This is a genomic window from Mesorhizobium sp. M5C.F.Ca.ET.164.01.1.1, assembly GCF_004792125.1.
In the GTDB taxonomy this organism is placed as follows: Bacteria; Pseudomonadota; Alphaproteobacteria; order Rhizobiales; family Rhizobiaceae; genus Mesorhizobium; species Mesorhizobium wenxiniae.
Genome location: NZ_SRTG01000003.1, coordinates 99,870 through 117,809, shown reverse-complemented (window position 1 = coordinate 117,809; position 17,940 = coordinate 99,870). Strand labels below are relative to the sequence as shown.

At 62.2% G+C, this 17,940-nt stretch carries 16 protein-coding genes; 4 read left to right on the top strand and 12 right to left on the bottom strand.

Features of this window, described 5'->3' with window-relative positions; genetic code table 11:
- The first annotated feature begins 208 nt into the window (after positions 1-208).
- Positions 209-1,120: an agmatinase gene (locus EN807_RS21480; RefSeq protein WP_135936574.1), complete on the top strand. Its 912-nt coding sequence runs from the start codon at positions 209-211 to the stop codon at positions 1,118-1,120.
- 138 nt (positions 1,121-1,258) lie between these two features.
- Here EN807_RS21480 and EN807_RS21475 read toward each other — a convergent pair whose 3' ends face one another.
- The 4 genes from EN807_RS21475 to EN807_RS21460 form a co-directional block, all read right to left on the bottom strand.
- Positions 1,259-1,570: a DUF2076 family protein gene (locus EN807_RS21475; protein WP_135936573.1), complete on the bottom strand. Its 312-nt coding sequence runs from the start codon at positions 1,568-1,570 to the stop codon at positions 1,259-1,261.
- A 125-nt stretch (positions 1,571-1,695) separates the two neighbouring features.
- Positions 1,696-2,412, bottom strand: coding sequence for a Bax inhibitor-1/YccA family protein (locus EN807_RS21470; RefSeq protein ID WP_135936572.1), 717 nt, complete (start codon positions 2,410-2,412; stop codon positions 1,696-1,698).
- A 20-nt stretch (positions 2,413-2,432) separates the two neighbouring features.
- On the bottom strand, positions 2,433-3,206 hold the full coding sequence (locus EN807_RS21465) for an anti-sigma factor (RefSeq protein WP_135936734.1): 774 nt from the start codon (positions 3,204-3,206) through the stop codon (positions 2,433-2,435).
- Between the two features lie 8 nt (positions 3,207-3,214).
- Entirely contained in the window at positions 3,215-3,763 is a 549-nt protein-coding gene (locus EN807_RS21460) for a sigma-70 family RNA polymerase sigma factor (protein ID WP_135936571.1), read from the bottom strand.
- Between the two features lie 322 nt (positions 3,764-4,085).
- Here EN807_RS21460 and opgC point away from each other — a divergent pair, with 322 nt between their 5' ends.
- From opgC to mazG, 3 genes are all read left to right on the top strand, one after another.
- Positions 4,086-5,240 (top strand): OpgC domain-containing protein, encoded by a 1,155-nt coding sequence (gene opgC / locus EN807_RS21455; RefSeq protein ID WP_135936570.1) that lies wholly within the window; start codon positions 4,086-4,088, stop codon positions 5,238-5,240.
- Between the two features lie 179 nt (positions 5,241-5,419).
- Positions 5,420-6,604 carry an amino acid aminotransferase gene (locus EN807_RS21450; protein ID WP_135936569.1) on the top strand — a complete coding sequence of 395 codons (1,185 nt, stop codon included), beginning with the start codon at positions 5,420-5,422 and terminating at the stop codon, positions 6,602-6,604.
- An 86-nt stretch (positions 6,605-6,690) separates the two neighbouring features.
- Positions 6,691-7,515 carry a nucleoside triphosphate pyrophosphohydrolase gene (gene mazG / locus EN807_RS21445; RefSeq protein WP_135936568.1) on the top strand — a complete coding sequence of 275 codons (825 nt, stop codon included), beginning with the start codon at positions 6,691-6,693 and terminating at the stop codon, positions 7,513-7,515.
- A gap of 6 nt (positions 7,516-7,521) precedes the next feature.
- On the opposite strand, the gene hflX is transcribed toward mazG, so the two are convergent.
- From hflX to dusB, 8 genes are all read right to left on the bottom strand, one after another.
- Entirely contained in the window at positions 7,522-8,913 is a 1,392-nt protein-coding gene (gene hflX, locus EN807_RS21440; RefSeq protein WP_135936567.1) for a GTPase HflX, read from the bottom strand.
- The gene (hfq, locus tag EN807_RS21435) at positions 8,914-9,159 is read right to left on the bottom strand and encodes an RNA chaperone Hfq (RefSeq protein WP_006202172.1); all 246 of its coding nucleotides are present in this window, start codon (positions 9,157-9,159) and stop codon (positions 8,914-8,916) included.
- Positions 9,160-9,304: 145 nt separating this feature from the next.
- On the bottom strand, positions 9,305-10,168 hold the full coding sequence (locus EN807_RS21430) for a D-amino-acid transaminase (RefSeq protein ID WP_065008747.1): 864 nt from the start codon (positions 10,166-10,168) through the stop codon (positions 9,305-9,307).
- Positions 10,169-10,356: 188 nt separating this feature from the next.
- Positions 10,357-11,718 carry a sigma-54 dependent transcriptional regulator gene (locus EN807_RS21425; RefSeq protein ID WP_065008746.1) on the bottom strand — a complete coding sequence of 454 codons (1,362 nt, stop codon included), beginning with the start codon at positions 11,716-11,718 and terminating at the stop codon, positions 10,357-10,359.
- Positions 11,708-13,993 carry a PAS domain-containing sensor histidine kinase gene (locus EN807_RS21420; RefSeq protein ID WP_189522529.1) on the bottom strand — a complete coding sequence of 762 codons (2,286 nt, stop codon included), beginning with the start codon at positions 13,991-13,993 and terminating at the stop codon, positions 11,708-11,710. Before EN807_RS21420 ends, EN807_RS21425 begins: the two co-directional genes overlap by 11 nt.
- 115 nt (positions 13,994-14,108) lie before the next feature.
- On the bottom strand, positions 14,109-15,569 hold the full coding sequence (gene ntrC / locus EN807_RS21415; protein ID WP_135936566.1) for a nitrogen regulation protein NR(I): 1,461 nt from the start codon (positions 15,567-15,569) through the stop codon (positions 14,109-14,111).
- A complete protein-coding gene (locus EN807_RS21410; protein ID WP_127316491.1) occupies positions 15,566-16,708 on the bottom strand; it encodes a nitrogen regulation protein NR(II) in 1,143 nt (380 codons plus the stop codon). The genes ntrC and EN807_RS21410 overlap by 4 nt, the downstream gene beginning before the upstream one ends.
- Complete coding sequence (gene dusB, locus EN807_RS21405; RefSeq protein WP_135936565.1) at positions 16,705-17,733, bottom strand: tRNA dihydrouridine synthase DusB; 1,029 nt, start codon at positions 17,731-17,733, stop codon at positions 16,705-16,707. Before dusB ends, EN807_RS21410 begins: the two co-directional genes overlap by 4 nt.
- Positions 17,734-17,940 lie beyond the last annotated feature (207 nt).

Below are 17,940 nucleotides of genomic sequence, written 5' to 3'. Positions count from 1 at the left end.
CGTCGGCGCTACGGTTACGTTGCTCCAAGACATCCATGAAAACGGTTCGGACAAGTATCACTTCCCGCCGTAAGCGGCGCCGAAGCACACTGCCCACACTGAATCAGCTTACGGCTTAGCATAGGATTTCGCCCCTACTGCAAACGATCCCATCCTGCGCGCCCTCAACACCGAAATTTCAGCTAAACCATCATCCAGGCCATCAAAAATGACCGCCTCGCCTCCCTTTCTCGGCTTTTCCGATCGCCTCGCCGATGGCCGGATGCCTCGTGCAGTGATCTTCGGAGCCGGTCGCGGCAGCACCTATCCGGGCAAGGACAGCAGCGGCTATGCCCTGGCCGCCCAAGCCATCCGCGCTGCGAGCCAAGGCGATGCCGAGCTCGTCGAGCACTGGGATTTCGATCTCGGCGGCCCGCTATTCGACGGCAAGCCGGTCTGCTGCATCGACGCCGGCGACATCCCGACCACCATGCATGACAATGCCGGCAACCGGGCCCGAATCGAGGCGAAGACGCGCGAGATCCTGGCATTGCCGGCCGTACCGATCCTGCTCGGTGGCGACGATTCCGTGCCCATTCCCTTCCTCGCCGGCTTTGCGGATCACGGGCCGATCTGGATCCTGCAGATCGACGCCCATATCGACTGGCGCGACGAGTTGCATGGCGAGCGCTACGGCTATTCGAACCCGATGCGCCGGGCGAGCGAGATGCCGCATGTCGCCGGCATCGTGCAGGTCGGCATCCGTGGCGTCGGCAGCGCACGCCTTAGCGAAATCGAAGCGGCGCGGCACTATGGCAGCCGCTTCGTAACCGCCCGCGAAGTTCACGCCGAGGGCGTCGACGCTGCTCTCCGGCATGTTCCGGAAGGAGCGCGGATCGTGGTCACCCTCGACTGCGACGGCCTCGATCCCGGCATCATGCCGGGCGTGGCGGCGCGTACGCCCGGCGGCCTCACCTACACGCAGGTGATCGATCTGATCGCCGGCCTCGGCAAGCGGGCCAGGATCGCAGGATTCGACCTTGTTGAGCTCTATCCTCCGGCCGACATTGACGGCCTGTCGGCCCTGACCGCCGCGCGCCTTCTCGTCAATGTGATCGGCACCATCGTCCGGCAAGTTTGAACCCGGCTACTCGGGCGATCCGGTCAGTGACAGGAAGGCGTCATCGTCTGATGCGATCTGGTTGCAGGGGATGTGACTGTCCCTTGCCCGCGAAGGCCGATTTCCTGATCAGACCGCCCTCCGCGCTTTCCATTCGTGTCAAAATTCAATATCGCCAAAGTCGCCGCCGCCATCGGAGCCGGCGTCGCCTGCCGGGTCGGCAGCGGCTTCGTCTGGCTGTGACGCCGCCGGCTCGGTTGCCTGCGCTTCGCTTCCGCCAAACATGCCTGTGATGGCGTTGCCTAGAAGCACACCGCCAGCCACGCCCATCGCAGTCTGCGCGGCTCCTGCGAGGAACCCGCCGCCTGCCCTCTGCCGATCATTGCCCGAAAGCGGCTCCGGCGTCTGTCGCTCGACGTTCGCAAGTTTCTCGAAAAGATTCCCGATCGCCTGCTGGTCGTTCCTGTCCATGGAAGCAACTCCGGTTGTCCAGGCGCGCCCCGCGTCCAAGAGATTCTCGCGACGCTCTAAGTCCCTGTTTTATGCATGTCGCGGCTCCAAAACCGCTGCCGCGACATGCAGTTGATTTGACGGGCCTATTCGCGCTCGCCAGTGAAGTTCAGCAGCAGCTGGAAGATGTTGATGAAGTTCAGATAGAGTGAGAATGCACCGAAGACGGCGAGCTTCTGCTGCGATTCCGCACCGAAGTTTTCCGCAAACTGCTCCTTGATCGTCTGGGTATCCCAGGCGGTGAGACCGATGAAGACGGCGATGCCGATCACCGAGATGGCGAACTGAAGTGCGGTCGAGCCGAGGAAGATATTGACGATGCTGGCAATCACCACCCCGATCAGGCCCATGATCAGGAAGGACGAGAACTGGGTCAGGTCGCGTTTGGTCGTGTAGCCGTAAAGGCTGGTCGCGCCGAACATGGTGGCGGCGATGAAGAAGGTGCGCGCGATGCTGGTCCCGGTGAACACCAGGAACACGGACGCCAGCGACAGGCCCATGACCGCACAGAATGCCCAGAACATCGCCTGAGCGCCGGCCGCGGACATCGTCTGTATCCGGAACGAGAACAGCAGCACGAAGGCGAGCGGTGCCAGCATCACCACCCACTTCAACGGGCTGGAAAAGATCGGCACGTAGAGGGCTGGCGTGGAAGCCACCACGAAGGCGATTACGCCGGTAACGACGAGGCCAACTCCCATGTAGTTGTAGACGCGCAGCATGTGCTGGCGCAGGCCTTCGTCATAGACGGCGCCGGTTTGGACTCCGACGCCGGTGCGGTATCCTAGATTGGGGGTGTTCATGCAGGTTCTCCTTGTGAGGGTCAGTAAAGCGTGTTGGCGAGCGTCTCTGCGGTGCGATCGAGATCGCGGACACCGCGTCGGGCGACGACTGCGTAAGCAACTTCGCCGATCTGGAAATAGGCCGAGGAAATTTCGCCCGAGGGAGCGACGGTCGGCTGGACCACGTCGAACATTCCGGGCCTGATCGCGAACAGCGAGACCAGTCCCAGGTCCCTTGTTTCGACAGCCATCTCGACGCTCGGGCCGAACTGCGATGGATAGATCTGCACGTCACGGACTTTCCAGTCCTTCGGCAGCGACGGCATGACGATCGCCGTGGCGGCGCGGATTTCGTCCGCATCGTAATCCGGCGCTTCGGGCTGGGATGACATGGCCTCGCGCATGATCGTCGTCCTGTGTGCCCGGATCGCCTCCTCCAGATAGACAGGCGGCTGGATCGAGGCGACGACTTTCGTCACCGATATCGGCCCGACGATCCCGTTCGCCAACCAGCCCGCGGCCACCAAGACTGCGACCGCCGCAGCCCGCTGCAACGTGCGTAAGGCGCGACCCCGGGCCAGTCCCCGCTCCAGCCGCCGTGCTGCGTCGGCCGTTGCCGGCCGCGCCATGCCCTTGGATCCGGCAAGCGCCACCCGCAGTTCGTCGCGCGTCCTGAGGTCGGACATCACGCGAGCGGCCGCCTCCGGACGGGCGGAAAGAAACGCCTCGACCTCGATGCGGCGGGCAACGTCCAGCTGGTCGTCGACATAGGCGTCGAGGTCGGCATCGGTCACCGGGTCGCACAGTTCGCTCATCACAGACATCACGGGCCTCCCACGATCTTGAGGTGGTTTTTCGCATGTGCCGGCAATTTGTCCTCCATCTCGCGGAGCGCCGCGCGCGCCCTGCCGATGCGCGACATCAGCGTTCCCAGCGGTACGCCGCTGGCCTCTGCCGCCTGGCTGTAGGTAAGTCCCTCGATGGCGACGAGATGCAGCGCCGAACGCTGCTCATCCGGTAATTTGAAAAAAGCTTCGCGCACCTGCGCCAAGCGGACGGAATGCTCCTGGGGAGCCTGCAGGCTGGCGTCGACAAGATATCCGGTCTGCTCGACGCGCACCGCTTCAGACTTGCGGGACCGCAAACCGTCAATGAAAGCATTGTGAACGATCGACAGCAGCCATGCGCGCAGGTTTCCGCCGGAGCGGAAGGTGCCGCGCCGCTCATAGGCACGCACCAGCGCGTCATGCACCAGATCCTCTGCTTCCGCGCTGTCGCGCGTCAGCGAACGCGCGTAGCGCCGCAGGGAACCAAGCTGTCCTATGATATCGAAGCGTGGCATCGACCCTCTCATGTCCTGTTTACGGAGCATGGCAGGTTTTTAATCCCGCTCTTTGAGTTTTTTGCGATCCGGAAAGGTCTGGCATCAACGGTACAATGCAAGCATCGCGCGTACGGCTTCTTTGTCCGCGAACGAGCAGCCCTCCCCTTAGCCGCCACAATTCGCCGCGCGGTTTTAGCGCCACCGGGGATTTCGATGTTTATACCTGAATTAATTTGTGACGCGGAAAATCGCGAAGGTGTCATCTTTTTCGGGGCACTTGCGAGTTATAGGCAGGAAACATTCACCGCCGAAACTTCGCTTCGCCGACAGCCCTTTGGGCCCGCTTCGTTCAACGAATTATCGATCCGACATGACAAACAATGTGCCAACCCAGCGGGATACCCGCATCGATGTCTTCCGCGCGCTAGCGCTACTGACGATCTTCATCAACCATGTGCCGGGGACGATCTTCGAGTATTTCACGCACAAGAATTTCGGCTTTTCCGATTCGGCCGAAGCCTTCGTGCTGGTTTCAGGGATTGCCGTTGGGCTCGCCTACGGTCTGAAGTTTCAGCCGGGGAACCGGTTGCTCATCATCCTGAAAGCCTGGCGGCGTGCCGGTGTCCTCTATGTCACCCACGTCATGACCACTGTCGCGACGCTGGCGATCTTCTCGGCGGCTGCATTGCATTTCTCGCGGCCCGATCTTTTGAAGCTGATCAACATCCAAATGATCATCGAGGACACGCCGGAAGCGCTGCTCGGCATCGCCGCGCTCGGGCATCAGATCGGCTACAACAACATTCTTTCTATGTATGCCGTCGTACTTCTGATGATGCCGCTTTTCCTGTGGATCGGCACGTTCAGCCTGCGGCTGATGCTTGCTGCGTCCGCTCTCCTCTGGCTCATCGTCGGCATTTTCCAGATCGCGCCTTCGAATTATCCCGGCGACGGCTTATGGTTCCTGAACCCGCTCTCCTGGCAGTTTCTGTTCGTTATCGGGATCGCGGGCATGCTGCATGTCAAGCGCGGTGGCGAAATCCGCTTCAACTGGATGATGGCGAGCGCGGCCGTCGGGTATCTGGTCGGCGCGCTGATTTGGGTGCGGCTGCCGCTGTGGGGCATTGAGACGGCCTCCGGCCTGCCTACCGTGCTGACCGGCTTCGACAAGACATTCCTGTCGCTGTCGCGGCTCATGCACATTCTGGCGATCGCCTATCTGATCGTGGCGATCCCGGCGCTTTCCAATCTGGCGAAGACCGGGCCCGGACACCCGTTCGCGGTTCTCGGCAAGCATTCGCTGCCGGTCTTCATCGCCGGAACGATCCTCGCCATGATCGCGCAGGTCATGAAGGTCGTCAGCCCGGGCGGGCTCCTCTACGACGCGATCCTGATCTCGACAGGCATCGCGCTGCAGTTCGGCTTCGCCTATTACCTCGAATGGCTGCCGCGGATCGGTTGGGGCGGCAAGAAGCAGCAACCTGTCGCCGCCTTGCCGTCTGCTGCCCTCAAGCTGGTGTCATAGAACTGCGTAGACGAGCCGTGCCGTCAAGGCTTTCGTCGCGTGCGAGCCTTTCCTCGAGGCATGCTATGGATTTCTGCGTCCTGTCTCCTGGTTTGGCGGTTTTCAGCCCAGTGCAAATGAAACCGCTGGCGCAGCACAGCCGATTTGCGTATCACTCCGCCGCCAACGGAACCGCGCCGATGTTCGAAGACCTCCAGCCTGCCCCAGCCGACAAGATCCTTGCCTTGATCGGCCTCTATCGCGCCGATCCCCGCCCCGGCAAGGTCGACCTCGGCGTCGGCGTCTACAAGGATCGCGATGGCAAGACGCCGGTGATGCGCGCCGTGCGCGAAGCCGAAAAACGGTTGCTGCAGAGCCAGGATACCAAAACCTATCTCGGCCTTGCCGGCGATACCGGCTTCAACACAGCGATGGCGGGGCTGGTCTTTGGCCCTGCGGCCGAGTTTTCGCGCATCCGCGCGGCGCAGGCACCCGGCGGCTCCGGCGCGCTGCGGCTGGTGGCCGAACTGCTCAAGAGGACGCGATCCGACGCGACGATCTGGCTGTCGGACCCGACATGGCCGAACCACATGCCGGTGATGCGCGCCGCCGGCTTGCAGATACGCGAATATCCCTACTTCGACGCTGCATCAGGTGCTGTTCGCTTCGCGGACATGATGAGCGCACTGGCGACTGCCAAGAGCGGCGACGTGGTGCTGCTGCATGGTTGCTGCCACAACCCGACAGGCGCCAATCTGGACACCGCGCAGTGGGCCGAAATAGCCGACCTGGTCATCGAGCGCGGCCTGCTGCCTTTTGTCGACATTGCCTATCAGGGCTTTGGCGAGGGCCTGGACGCGGACGCCACCGGCTTGCGCCTGCTGGCTGAAAAAGTTCCGGAAATGGTGGTTGCCTCGAGCTGCTCCAAGAATTTCGCCGTGTATCGTGACCGTGTCGGCGCGGCCATGATCCTGGCTAAAGACAGCGCGCAGGCGGATGTCGCAATGAGCCAGATGCTGTCGGCGGCGCGCGCTATGTACTCGATGCCGCCGGACCACGGCGCGGCCGCGGTGCGCATGGTGCTTGAAGACGCCGCACTGCGCGCCGACTGGGAAGCGGAGCTAGAGGAGATGCGCCTGCGCATGCTGCGGCTTCGGGTGCAGTTCGCCGAAGCGCTGCGGCGGCAGTCCAATTCCGATCGCTTCGATTTCGTCGCCAGCCATCGCGGCATGTTTTCCCGGCTTGGCCTGTCCGAAGCCCAGGTCGAGCGGCTGCGTGCCGAGCACGGTGTCTATATGGTCGGCGACAGCCGCATCAACGTCGCCGGCCTGCCGGAGGACGGCATGGACGCGCTCGCCAAGGCGATCGTCTCAGTGCTCGATTGAGCCGACCGTCGCTGGCAACTGTGGACAATGCGCCCTTGCCGGGTGACAGCATTGGCTGAGTGATCGCTGCACGATAGCGTCGACAGATGAAACCTTCGAAAGACATTTCCCGGCTGATCGAGATTATGGCGGCGCTGCGCGCGCCGGAAACCGGCTGCCCGTGGGATGTCGAGCAGGATTTCTCGACGATCGCGCCCTACACGATCGAGGAAGCCTACGAGGTGGCGGATGCGATCGCGCGCGGCGACCTGGACGATCTGCGCGACGAGCTCGGCGACCTCCTGCTGCAGGTCGTCTACCATGCGCAGATGGCCGAGGAGGCCGGTGAATTCGCCTTTGGCGACGTGGTCCAGGCCATTACCACAAAAATGATCCGCCGCCATCCGCATGTCTTCGGCGACGAGAAGGCGCGCAGCGCCGGCATGGCCAAGGGCATGTGGGAGAAGATCAAGACCGAGGAAAAAGCGGAAAAGCGAAACGCCCGCCTCGCCCGCGGGCACGATCCTGAGGATCATGGCAACGGTTTTCTGGACAGCGTACCGGTCGCCCTGCCCGCTTTGACCCGGGCGCTCAAGCTGCAGGAAAAAGCGGCCCGCGTCGGCTTCGACTGGAGCGAGGCCACGCCGATCCTCGACAAGATCGAGGAAGAGATCGGCGAGTTGCGCCAGGCCCTTGCCAAGGGCGATACAGCTTCGATCAAGGACGAGTTCGGCGACATGCTGTTTGCCGTCGTCAATCTCGGGCGTCATCTCAAGGTTGATTCCGAAGCGGCGCTCAGCGGCACCAACGAGAAATTCCGGTCGCGGTTCCGCTATGTCGAGCAAGCGCTGGAAGCGTCCGGAAACACGCTGGAAAGGGCGACGCTCGACGAGATGGAGGCGCTTTGGCAGCAAGCCAAAAGCGCGAAGTAACAGAAATTATCGGTTGTTCTTACGATGCAATCTGGCTTCTATCTCTTCGTGTGCGCTTCGCGTCGCTTTGAGCGACACGGTTATACCGCCATCTTCATTGTCGGTGCGCGAGACGACGTCGCCATTGCGGTAGAGCCAGTCGACGAACCCAAGCTGGTCAGGCTTGAGCGTGACGGTCAGCGTTTCCAGTTCGCCTGAAACTCTTGTCTCGATTTTCGCCTTCAGCACATCGATGCCCTCGCCGGTGGCGGCCGATATGGCAATCGGCGGCGCCTTGTTGCCGTCGATGCCGTCGGCGAGCAATCGCGCCCGGTTGCCTTCATCGAGCCGGTCGATCTTGTTCCACACTTCGATGACGCGCTTGCTGTCGTCGGCATCGACGCCGAGATCGGCGAGGATGCGCTCGACATCCTCGGCCTGGGCGGCCGTGTCGGGGTCCGAAATATCGCGCAGATGGATGACGAGATCGGCCTCGACCACCTCTTCCAGCGTTGCCCGGAAGGCCGCGATCAGATGCGTCGGCAGGTCCGAAATGAAACCGACGGTGTCCGAAAGGATGACCGGCGTGCCGTGCGGCAGTCGCACCCGACGCAGTGTCGGGTCGAGCGTGGCAAACAGCATGTCCTCGGCCAGCACCCCTGCTCCGGTCAGCCTGTTGAACAGCGTCGACTTGCCGGCGTTGGTATAGCCGACGATCGCCACAACAGGGAACGGCACCTTCTTGCGCTTGGCGCGGTGCAGGTCACGGGTGCGCCGCACTGTTTCCAGCTCGTGCTTCAGCTTGTTGATCTTGTCCTGCAGGACACGGCGGTCCGACTCGATCTGCGTTTCGCCAGGACCGCCAAGGAAACCGGCGCCGCCGCGCTGGCGCTCGAGGTGGGTCCAGCTTCGCACGAGCCGGCCCTTCTGATAGTTGAGGTGCGCAAGATCGACCTGCAGCGTACCTTCCTTGGTGCGCGCGCGCTCGCCGAAAATCTCCAGGATCAGCCCGGTGCGATCTAGCACCTTGGCGTTCAATTCTTTTTCCAGATTGCGTTGCTGCACCGGCGTCAGCGGATGGTCGACAATAACCAGTTCGGCACGGCCCTCCTTGACGATCTCGGCGAAGTCCGCGACCTTGCCGCTGCCGAGCAAGGTTGCGGGCCGCGGATCATTGACGGTCACCACCGCGGTATGGATCGGGTCGAGGTCAATGGCCTGGGCAAGACCAACCGCTTCGTCGTGGCGGGCCTCGGCGGAACGCATCAGGCGCGGACGATTGGTGTCTTCGTCGCCGCGCGGCTGGCGGGTAAGCACCGGCACGATGACCACGGCCCGGGTCGGGCCTTCGGCTTCCGTCCCCGGCTGATATGCTGGTTTTTCGCGAACGCTGCGGTCCGCGTCTTTCTTACGTGCCAATCAGGCGCCCTGGCTTTCCTCGCCATCGAACATCTGAACCGGCTGGCTCGGCATGATCGTGGAAATGGCGTGCTTGTAGACGAGCTGGGAATGGCCGTCTCGACGCAGCAGAACACAGAAATTGTCGAACGAAGTGACCACACCGGTCAGCTTCACGCCGTTGATGAGAAAGATGGTGAGTGGGTTTTTGCTTTTGCGAACTGAATTCAGGAACAGGTCCTGAAGATTTTGCGATCGTTCCGCCATTGTTCTTGTCTTTCGCCGATCCCCTTCGGTTTGCACCTCAATGCGCCAAATTACCCGGCACGTGTCAAGCGCGCAAACACCACCTTGCCGTCAATAACGACAAGCAGAACGAGATATATTGTTGTTCATTCCACCTGTGCGGTTATCAGGCTGGACTTTTTTCCGCAACGTCAAAAAAGGCTTGCCGCAAGGAAAGTGTTATCGAGCCCGGATGGCCATTGGCGACGGGAGCGCCGTCGATCGCCACGATCGGCATGGCGATGGTGGTCGCGGAGCTGATGAAAACCTCGCGCGCAGCCTTGGCCTCGGCGACCGAAAAGCCGCGCTCCTCGATCTTCAGGCCGAGCTTGGCGGCCACTTCGAACAGCGTGGTGCGGGTGATGCCGCGCAGGATGCCGTGCTCGGCCGGACGCGTCACCAGCACACCATCCCTGGTGATGATCCAGGCGTTCGACGATCCACCTTCCTTGACGGTGCCGTCGGCATCGACGAACCAGGCTTCCTGGGCGCCGGCTTCCTTGGCCTTCTGCTTGGCGAGCACATTTGGCAGCAGGCCGACCGACTTGATATCGACCCGATCCCAACGATTCTCCGGCACGGTGATAACCTTGATTCCGCTTTCGGCTCTCTTCGCAGCAGCAGCGGGGTCGGCTTTCCTGGCGGTCACCACCAGCGACGGCTTCGTGCCCGCCGCCGGGAAAATAAAGTCACGGCTGGCGACGCCACGCGTCACCTGAAGATAGACCAGGCCATCGGTGACATGGTTGCGGCGAACCACCTCACGCATAATAATCGGCAACACGCCCCGCGTGACCGGCCAGTCGATCGACAATTCGGTCAGCGAGCGGTTTAGCCGTCCTAGATGGCGAGGCATATCAACGATGAAGCCGCGCGCTACCTCGCAGACCTCGTAGACGCCATCGGCGAACTGATAACCACGGTCCTCGACATGCACGAAGGCGTCGGCGTGAGCGACATAGCGCCCGTTCACATAGGCAATGCGCGGCATGAGGGCACCCCTGGAGAAGTCAGCGCATGACCCCGAAAATCGCAATCGATTTTCGGGGTCATGCGCAAAAATCAAAATGCTACAGCGTCCTTTGAGTGTCCCAAAAGACCCGCGGCGCTGCAGCGCTTTCTTATGCGATTCCGCCGGCGCCGTAACCGATAATTGCGTAGGCCATGATGGATTGGCTATCAGACGCCCAGCGACTTCAGCTTGCGGTGAAGCGCCGAGCGTTCCATGCCGATGAACTCGGCCGTTTTCGAGATGTTGCCGCCAAAACGATTGATCTGGGCGATCAGATAGTCCTTCTCGAATTGTTCGCGCGCTTCACGCAACGGCAGCGCCATGATGTGCTGATCGGATTGGTTGGGCGTGCGCGGCATGACATCGCCGATCTCGGCAGGCAAAAGATCGGCGGTGATCGGTGCATCGATATCGTCGCCGCGCGCCAGGATCATCAGTCGCTCGACGTTGTTGCGCAACTGGCGGACGTTGCCTGGCCAGTTGTGCGCCTGCAGCACCGCCAGCGCGTCGTCGCCGATGCGCCGCGGCCGGATGCCGGCCTGGCGGGCGATCTGCTTCATGAAATTGTCGACAAGATAGGGGATGTCCTCCCGCCGCTCGGCCAATCCCGGCACCATGACCGGAACCACCGCCAGACGGTGATAGAGATCCTCCCGGAAACGACCGTCGGCGATCATCGCCTCCAGGTTCTGCGAGGTCGACGAAATGATTCGGACATCGACCTTGACCCGTTTGGTGCCTCCTACCCGCTCGAACTGCTGTTCGACCAGCACGCGCAGAATCTTGTTTTGCGTTTCGCGCGGCATGTCGGCCACTTCGTCGATGTAGAGAATGCCGCGATGGGCTTCCTCAAGCGCGCCGACCTTGCGTTCGACACCGTTGGATTCGGTACCGAACAGCTCGACCTCCATGCGTTCGGGCGTGATGTTGGCAGCGCTCAGCGTGACAAATGGTGCGCTCTTGCGCGCCGACAGCGTGTGGATGGCGCGAGCCGCGAGTTCCTTGCCCGACCCGGACGGGCCGATGATCATGACGCGGCTGTTGGTCGGTGCAACGCGCTCGATGGTCTGGCGCAACTGGCTCATCGCCGACGACATGCCGATCAGGTCGAAGGTCTCGCCGCTGCGCAGCTTGAGATCAGAAACCTCGCGTCTGAGTTTCGAGGTTTCAATCGCACGTTCGGCGATGAGAATCAGCCTGTCGGCCTTGAACGGTTTCTCGATAAAGTCATAGGCGCCGCGGCGGATGGCCGAGACCGCCGTCTCGATGTTGCCGTGGCCCGAGATCATCACCACAGGCAAGCTCGGATGCATCGTCTTGATCTCGTCCAGCAACGCCAGTCCGTCCAGACGTGAGCCTTGCAGCCAGATATCAAGGAAAATCAGCCTCGGCGCCCGGTCGGCTACCGCGGCCAGGGCGCTGTCGGCATCGAATGCCGTGCGGGTTTCGTGACCTTCGTCGCTTAGGATACCGGCGACAAGTTCACGGATGTCTTCCTCGTCATCGACGATGAGAATGTCAGACGCCATTACCGACCTTTTCAGTTTCTCTTTCGTTTTCCGTCTTGCCTTCGCCGCGCGACGGCACGGTGGCGACGAGCGGCAGAATGATGCTGATCATCGCGCCTCGCCCGTCGTGGAAATCCGCCGGCGCGTCATGCAGTTCGAGCCGGCCGCCATGGTCCTCCACTATCTTCTTGACGATAGCGAGGCCGAGCCCCGTGCCTTTCTCGCGTGTCGTCATGTAAGGCTCGAGCAATCGCTGGCGATTCTCGCGCGGCAAGCCCTTGCCGTTGTCGATGACATCGATGCGAATCGCGCCATTCTGGCGCCCGGCTTGAATCCGGATTATGCCGTGCGAGCGGTCCTTTTGATCAAGTCCGTCAATCGCCTCGGCCGCGTTCTTGATAACATTGCCAAAAGCCTGCGCCATCAGGCGGCTGTCGAAAGTGCCTTTGAGCGGTTCGTTGCCGAACACGCGCTCGAAGGTGATATCGGATCGGCTCACTTCGACGAGGAACGAGGCTTCGCGCAACGATTCGCGCAAATCGAGGGCCTTCATCTCGGGCTTGGGCATGCGTGCGAAAGCGGAGAACTCGTCGACCATCCGGCCGATGTCCTCTACTTGCCTGATGATCGTATCGGTGCACTGATCGAAAACCTCGCGGTCTTCGGTGATGACCTTGCCGTAGCGGCGCTTGATGCGCTCGGCGGAAAGCTGGATCGGTGTCAGCGGGTTCTTGATCTCGTGGGCGATGCGCCGTGCCACATCCGCCCAGGCCGAGGAACGCTGCGCCTGGACCAGATCGGTGATGTCATCGACCGTTACGACATAGGACTTCTCCTCCGAACCGTCGTCGCCGGCCTCGACCGTGATCTGCACGTTGAAGGTCCGCTCCGTACCGGCGCGATAGAAGGTCACCTGCTCGCGGTGGACAGGCTTGCCCGACTTGCGGCCGATCTCGAAGACGCGGCCGACATGCGGCAGCACGGCGGAGAGGTTTTGCCCGAGTGCGGCGGTAGCGGATATGGCCAGCATCGTTTCAGCCGACCGGTTGACGATGGCGACGATGCCATATGGATCGACGCCGATGACGCCGGCGGTGACACCGGCAAGCACGGCTTCCGAAAAACGCCGCCGCTCGTCGATCAAATCCTTGGCGGACAGTATCTCGTTACGCTGCGATTTCAGTTCCAGCAGCATCTTGTTGAAGGTGTCGCCGAGCGAGGCGACGTCGCCGTCGGAGGGCCGAACCGGCACGGCAACGTCGAGATTGCCGGTCGCGACCTCGTCGGCCGCGCCGATGAGCTGGCGGATCGGCCGCACCAGGCGGTCTGCCACGGCGATTCCGGTCCAGATGGCGGACAGAATGATGATCAGCGTCAGCGACAGGTAGGGAAGTGCGAACGCCACCTGCGAAGTGCGGCGATTGTCTTCCAGACCGCGATATTCGTCGGTGTTGGATCTGACAATCTGCCGGGCCTTGATCACCTCGGGATCGACGAGCCGGATGGTGTAGAGATAGAGCCCTTCGATCTCGCGCAGTTTGACGATTGCGCCCATGATGTTGCGCGTCTTCGGCTCGATCAGCACCGGCCTGCCGTCGGCGGCACTGCTCATGGCGCCTTCCGGCGGCTCCGGCATGGCAAAATCGGCGTCGGTCTTGGCGCTCATGACGAACGAACCGTCGGGCCTGACCAGTGCGGCATGGGCCAGCGAGCGTCCGACGGCTTCCTTGTTCATGAGATCGAGGAAGCCGGTTCGATCGAGGCCATAGAGCGCACGGGAGGCGTCGAGATCGTAAGCCATCGACAGGGTCGTTCCCTGGAGATTGCGCGCGTTCTCCTGCACATAGGCATCGGCGATCGACAGCGACGAATTGACGATCGTCTTGGTGCGGATCTCGAACCAGCGATCAAGACCGATATCGAGTGTGATCGAGGCGATAATGGCCACCATGATGGCGGGAATCGCGGCGACCAGCGCGAACATCGCCACGATCCGTACATGCAGCCGCGACGCCGCCTTGCCGCGCCGGCGCGCCATCACGATACGATGCACTTCGCGGCCGACCAGCGCGATCAGAAACAGGATGAACGCCGCATTGAGGGCGATAAGCGCCAGCGTGGTCCTCTCGTCCGGCGTGATCGGCGTGGCGCCGACGAGGATGGCGAAGGAGATCGCCGCCGTAACCAGCGCACCGGCAATTGCCACCACGCCGGGCAGCGCAAGCAGCCGGCGCCCGTCCCGTGTGCCAGGTTCGCTGAAAAGCGCTTCGCTCGGTGTCTGTGCCTGTGGAGCCATGTCGCCGTCTAGAGCCAGTGATTGCGTCGGATGTATGCAACGCATTGTGGCGATTATGCAACAAGTGTGACCTGGACGGAAATGTTTCGGCGATCGATCCCCGGAAAAGGCTTCGCTATGCCGGCCTGGTCGATTTGTAGACGTTGACGCCGAGTTCGCGAATTTTCTTGCGTAGCGTGTTGCGGTTGAGCCCCAGGAGTTCCGCAGCCTTGATCTGGTTGCCGCGGGTTGCCGTCATCGAGGCCAGCACCAGCGGATATTCGACCTCGGAGAGAATGCGCTGATAGAGGCCGGCGGGCGGCAACTCGCCGGCGAACGAAGCAAAATAGCGCTGCAGGAAATGTTCCACCGCCTGGCCGATGGAGAGATCGTCGGGAATGAGGTTGCCGCCAGCGGGAACGACCGGCCTCTCGCCGGTCTTCAGTTCCGCCTCGATGATTTCGGCGGAAATCTCATCCTGCGAATAGAGTGCGGCAAGCCTGCGGACAAGATTTTCGAGCTCGCGCACGTTGCCTGGCCACGGATAGCGCTTCATCAGCTCGATGCCGCCGGTGGAAATGCGCTTGGTCTGCAGGCCTTCGCTGGCGCCGAGCTTGAAGAAGTGCCGGACGAGATCTGGAACGTCCTCAGACCGCTCGCGCAGCGCCGGCAGCCTTAGCGGCACGACATTCAGGCGATAGAACAGATCCTCGCGGAAAAGCCCCTGATTGATCAGCGTGCGCAGATCCTTGTTGGTGGCGGCGACGATGCGGACGTCGGTTTTGATCGGCGTACGGCCGCCGACAGTGGTGTACTCGCCCTGCTGCAGGACACGCAGCAGGCGCGTCTGCGCTTCCATCGGCATGTCGCCGATCTCATCGAGGAAGAGCGTGCCGCCTTCGGCCTGCTCGAAACGGCCGGTGGAGCGGTTCTGCGCACCGGTGAAGGCGCCTTTCTCGTGCCCGAACAGTTCCGATTCGATCAGGTCGCGCGGGATCGCCGCCATGTTGATCGCGACGAAGGGGCCGCCGCGGCGGCGGCCGTATTCGTGCAGCGCGCGCGCCACCAGTTCCTTGCCGGTGCCCGATTCACCTGAAATCATCACCGTCAGGTCGGTCTGCATCATACGCGCCAGCATGCGGTAGATATCCTGCATGGCGGCCGAGCGGCCGACCAGCGGCATCGTTTCCGGCGGCTCGTCTGCCCGCGCATCGATCTTCGGCCGTCGGGGCTCGGAAAGCGCCCGGTTGACGATGCTGAGAAGCTCGGTCAGGTCGAACGGTTTCGGCAGATATTCGTAGGCGCCGGTTTCGGAGGCACGAATCGCGGTCATGAACGTGTTCTGGGCACTCATGACTATGACGGGCAGTTCCGGTCGCGCCTTCTTGATGCGCGGCAGCATGTCGAAAGCGTTCTCGTCCGGCATGACAACGTCGGTGATGACGAGATCGCCCTCGCCGGCCGCCACCCAGCGCCATAGCGTCGAGGCGTTGGACGTCACGCGCACCTCGTGGCCGACGCGCGAAAGCGCCTGATTGAGGACCGTGCGGATCGCCGCATCGTCGTCGGCGACGAGAATATTGCCGCGAACCGTCATTTGCGGTCTCCTTCGCCATCATCGTCTGTGCCGAACGGCGTTTCTTTCCAGGCTGGCATCAGGATGCGGAAGGTGGTTGCGCGCGGCGTCGAATCGCATTCGATGATGCCGCCATGCTCGCCGACGATTTTCGCGACCAGCGCCAGACCAAGCCCCGACCCGTTCGGCTTGGTGGTGATGAAGGGATCGAACAGGATCGGCAGGATATCTTCGGAAACGCCAGAACCGTTGTCGCGCACGCAGAATTCCAGCGGCAGCGACACGCGGCCCTGCGTTCCCGGAACGGAAACACGGATGCCCGGCCGGAATGCGGTCGACAGAGTGATCTCGCCTTGCGGATCGCCGCCAATGGCCTCGGCCGCATTCTTGACCAGGTTGAGGAACACCTGGATGAGTTGGTCGCGGTTGGCGAAAACCGGAGGCAATGATGGATCATAATCCTCCAATATCTTGATCCGCTTGGCAAAACCGTTCTTGGCAATCGCCTTCACATGGTCGAGCACGACATGGATGTTGACCGGATAGCGATCGATGGGCCGCTCGTCGGAAAACACCTCCATGCGATCGACCAGCGAGACGATGCGGTCGGTCTCGTCGGTGATCAGCCGGGTCAGCGCGCGATCCTCGTCGGAAGCCGACAGTTCGAGCAGCTGGGCAGCACCCCGGATGCCGGATAGCGGGTTCTTGATCTCGTGGGCAAGCATCGCGGCAAGGCCGGTTACCGAGCGTGCCGCACCGCGGTGCGTCATCTGCCGGTCGATCTTGTCGGCCATCGATCGCTCCTGGAACATCACCACGACGGCGCCCGGGAATTCCGACACCGGCGCGACATAGAGATCGACGACCTTCTCGATGCCGAGGCGCGGCGACGATACGTCGACCCGGTATTCGTTGACGGGTGCCCGGCGCTCGCGCACCTGGTCGACAAGCGTCAGCAGCGGACTGCCGAAGGGAATGAGCTTGGGGAGAGTATTGCGGGCGAGCATGGTCGCGCTCGAGCGGAAGAAATCCTCGGCATCGGCATTGGCGAAGGTGATGAACCCTTCCGCATCGACCATGATCACCGGGCGGCGGATGGTGTTGAGCACAATGTGAGCGGCGTCCGCCATATCCATGCTCTGTGTAAGCGTGGCGTTCATGCTGCGCTCCGCAGGTTCATCGCCTCGGCAGCGCGTGAAAACACCTCGCGCAACGCGGCTACGATGCGGACAGGCTCGAAGGAGGTGAGGATGGCCTTTCGCTGCTCATCAACGATGCCAACAGCGTGGCGGTCGAGATACCAGCCAAGATGCTTGCGCGCCTGGCGCACGCCGCTTTCGATGCCGTAGAGCGTTAGCATGTCCTCGTAGTGGGCAACGATGTAGTCGGCCAGCGCTTGCGGACTTTCGGGCACGCCGGGCGCCGCATCTTTTGCCGCGGCTGCCGCGATGCTGCCTGCCGTCCAGGGCGCGCCATAATGCGCGCGGCCGATCATCACCGCGTCGGCGCCCGACTGGTCGAGGATCATTGCTGCCTCCGCCGGCGATCCGACATCGCCATTGGCAACGACTGGTATCGATACAGCCTGCTTTACGCGTGCGATGGCGCGCCAGTCGGCCTTGCCCTGGTAGAATTGGCAGCGCGTGCGGCCATGCACCGTCACCATCTGGACGCCCGCCTGCTCGGCGCGGCGCGCCAGCAGCGGCGCGTTGAGCGCGCTTTCGTCCCAGCCGAGCCGCATTTTGACCGTGACTGGCACCTCGACGGCGCCGACCACCGCCTCAATCAACGACAAAGCGTGATCGAGATCGCGCATCAGCGCCGAACCGGCATAGCCGCCCGTCACCTTCTTGGCCGGGCAGCCCATGTTGATGTCGACGATGTCGGCGCCCTCGCCCGCGGCGATTCGAGCGCCCTCGGCCATATGCGCCGCCTCATGGCCGGCAAGCTGGACCATGTGCACAGGCAGCCCGGAATGGCGGATGCGAAGGCCGCAACCGGCCCTGCCCCTGGCAAGCTCGCCGCTCGCCACCATCTCCGACACGACCAATCCGGCGCCATGCGCATAGGCACGCTGCCGGAACGGCTCATCGGTTATGCCCGACATGGGCGCGAGAAAAGCGCGATTGCGGATTCTCACCCTACCCACGTCCAGCGGCGAAGCCAATTTGGTGAGGTCATACATGCACAAAAACCAAGCATCTTTAGTTGCTGCACATTCTCTAGCCAGAATGGCAGCAATGTGCAACGCGCAATGACGTCACATTAAGGCGCATTTGGGAAAAATGCTGGCCTGGGGCCCATACCCGCGCCCTCGGCGGCGTACGTCTTTAGGAAAGGACGCTTTGGCACTTTGCATCTGCGCATGATCTCTTCCGAAAAGCGATTCCAC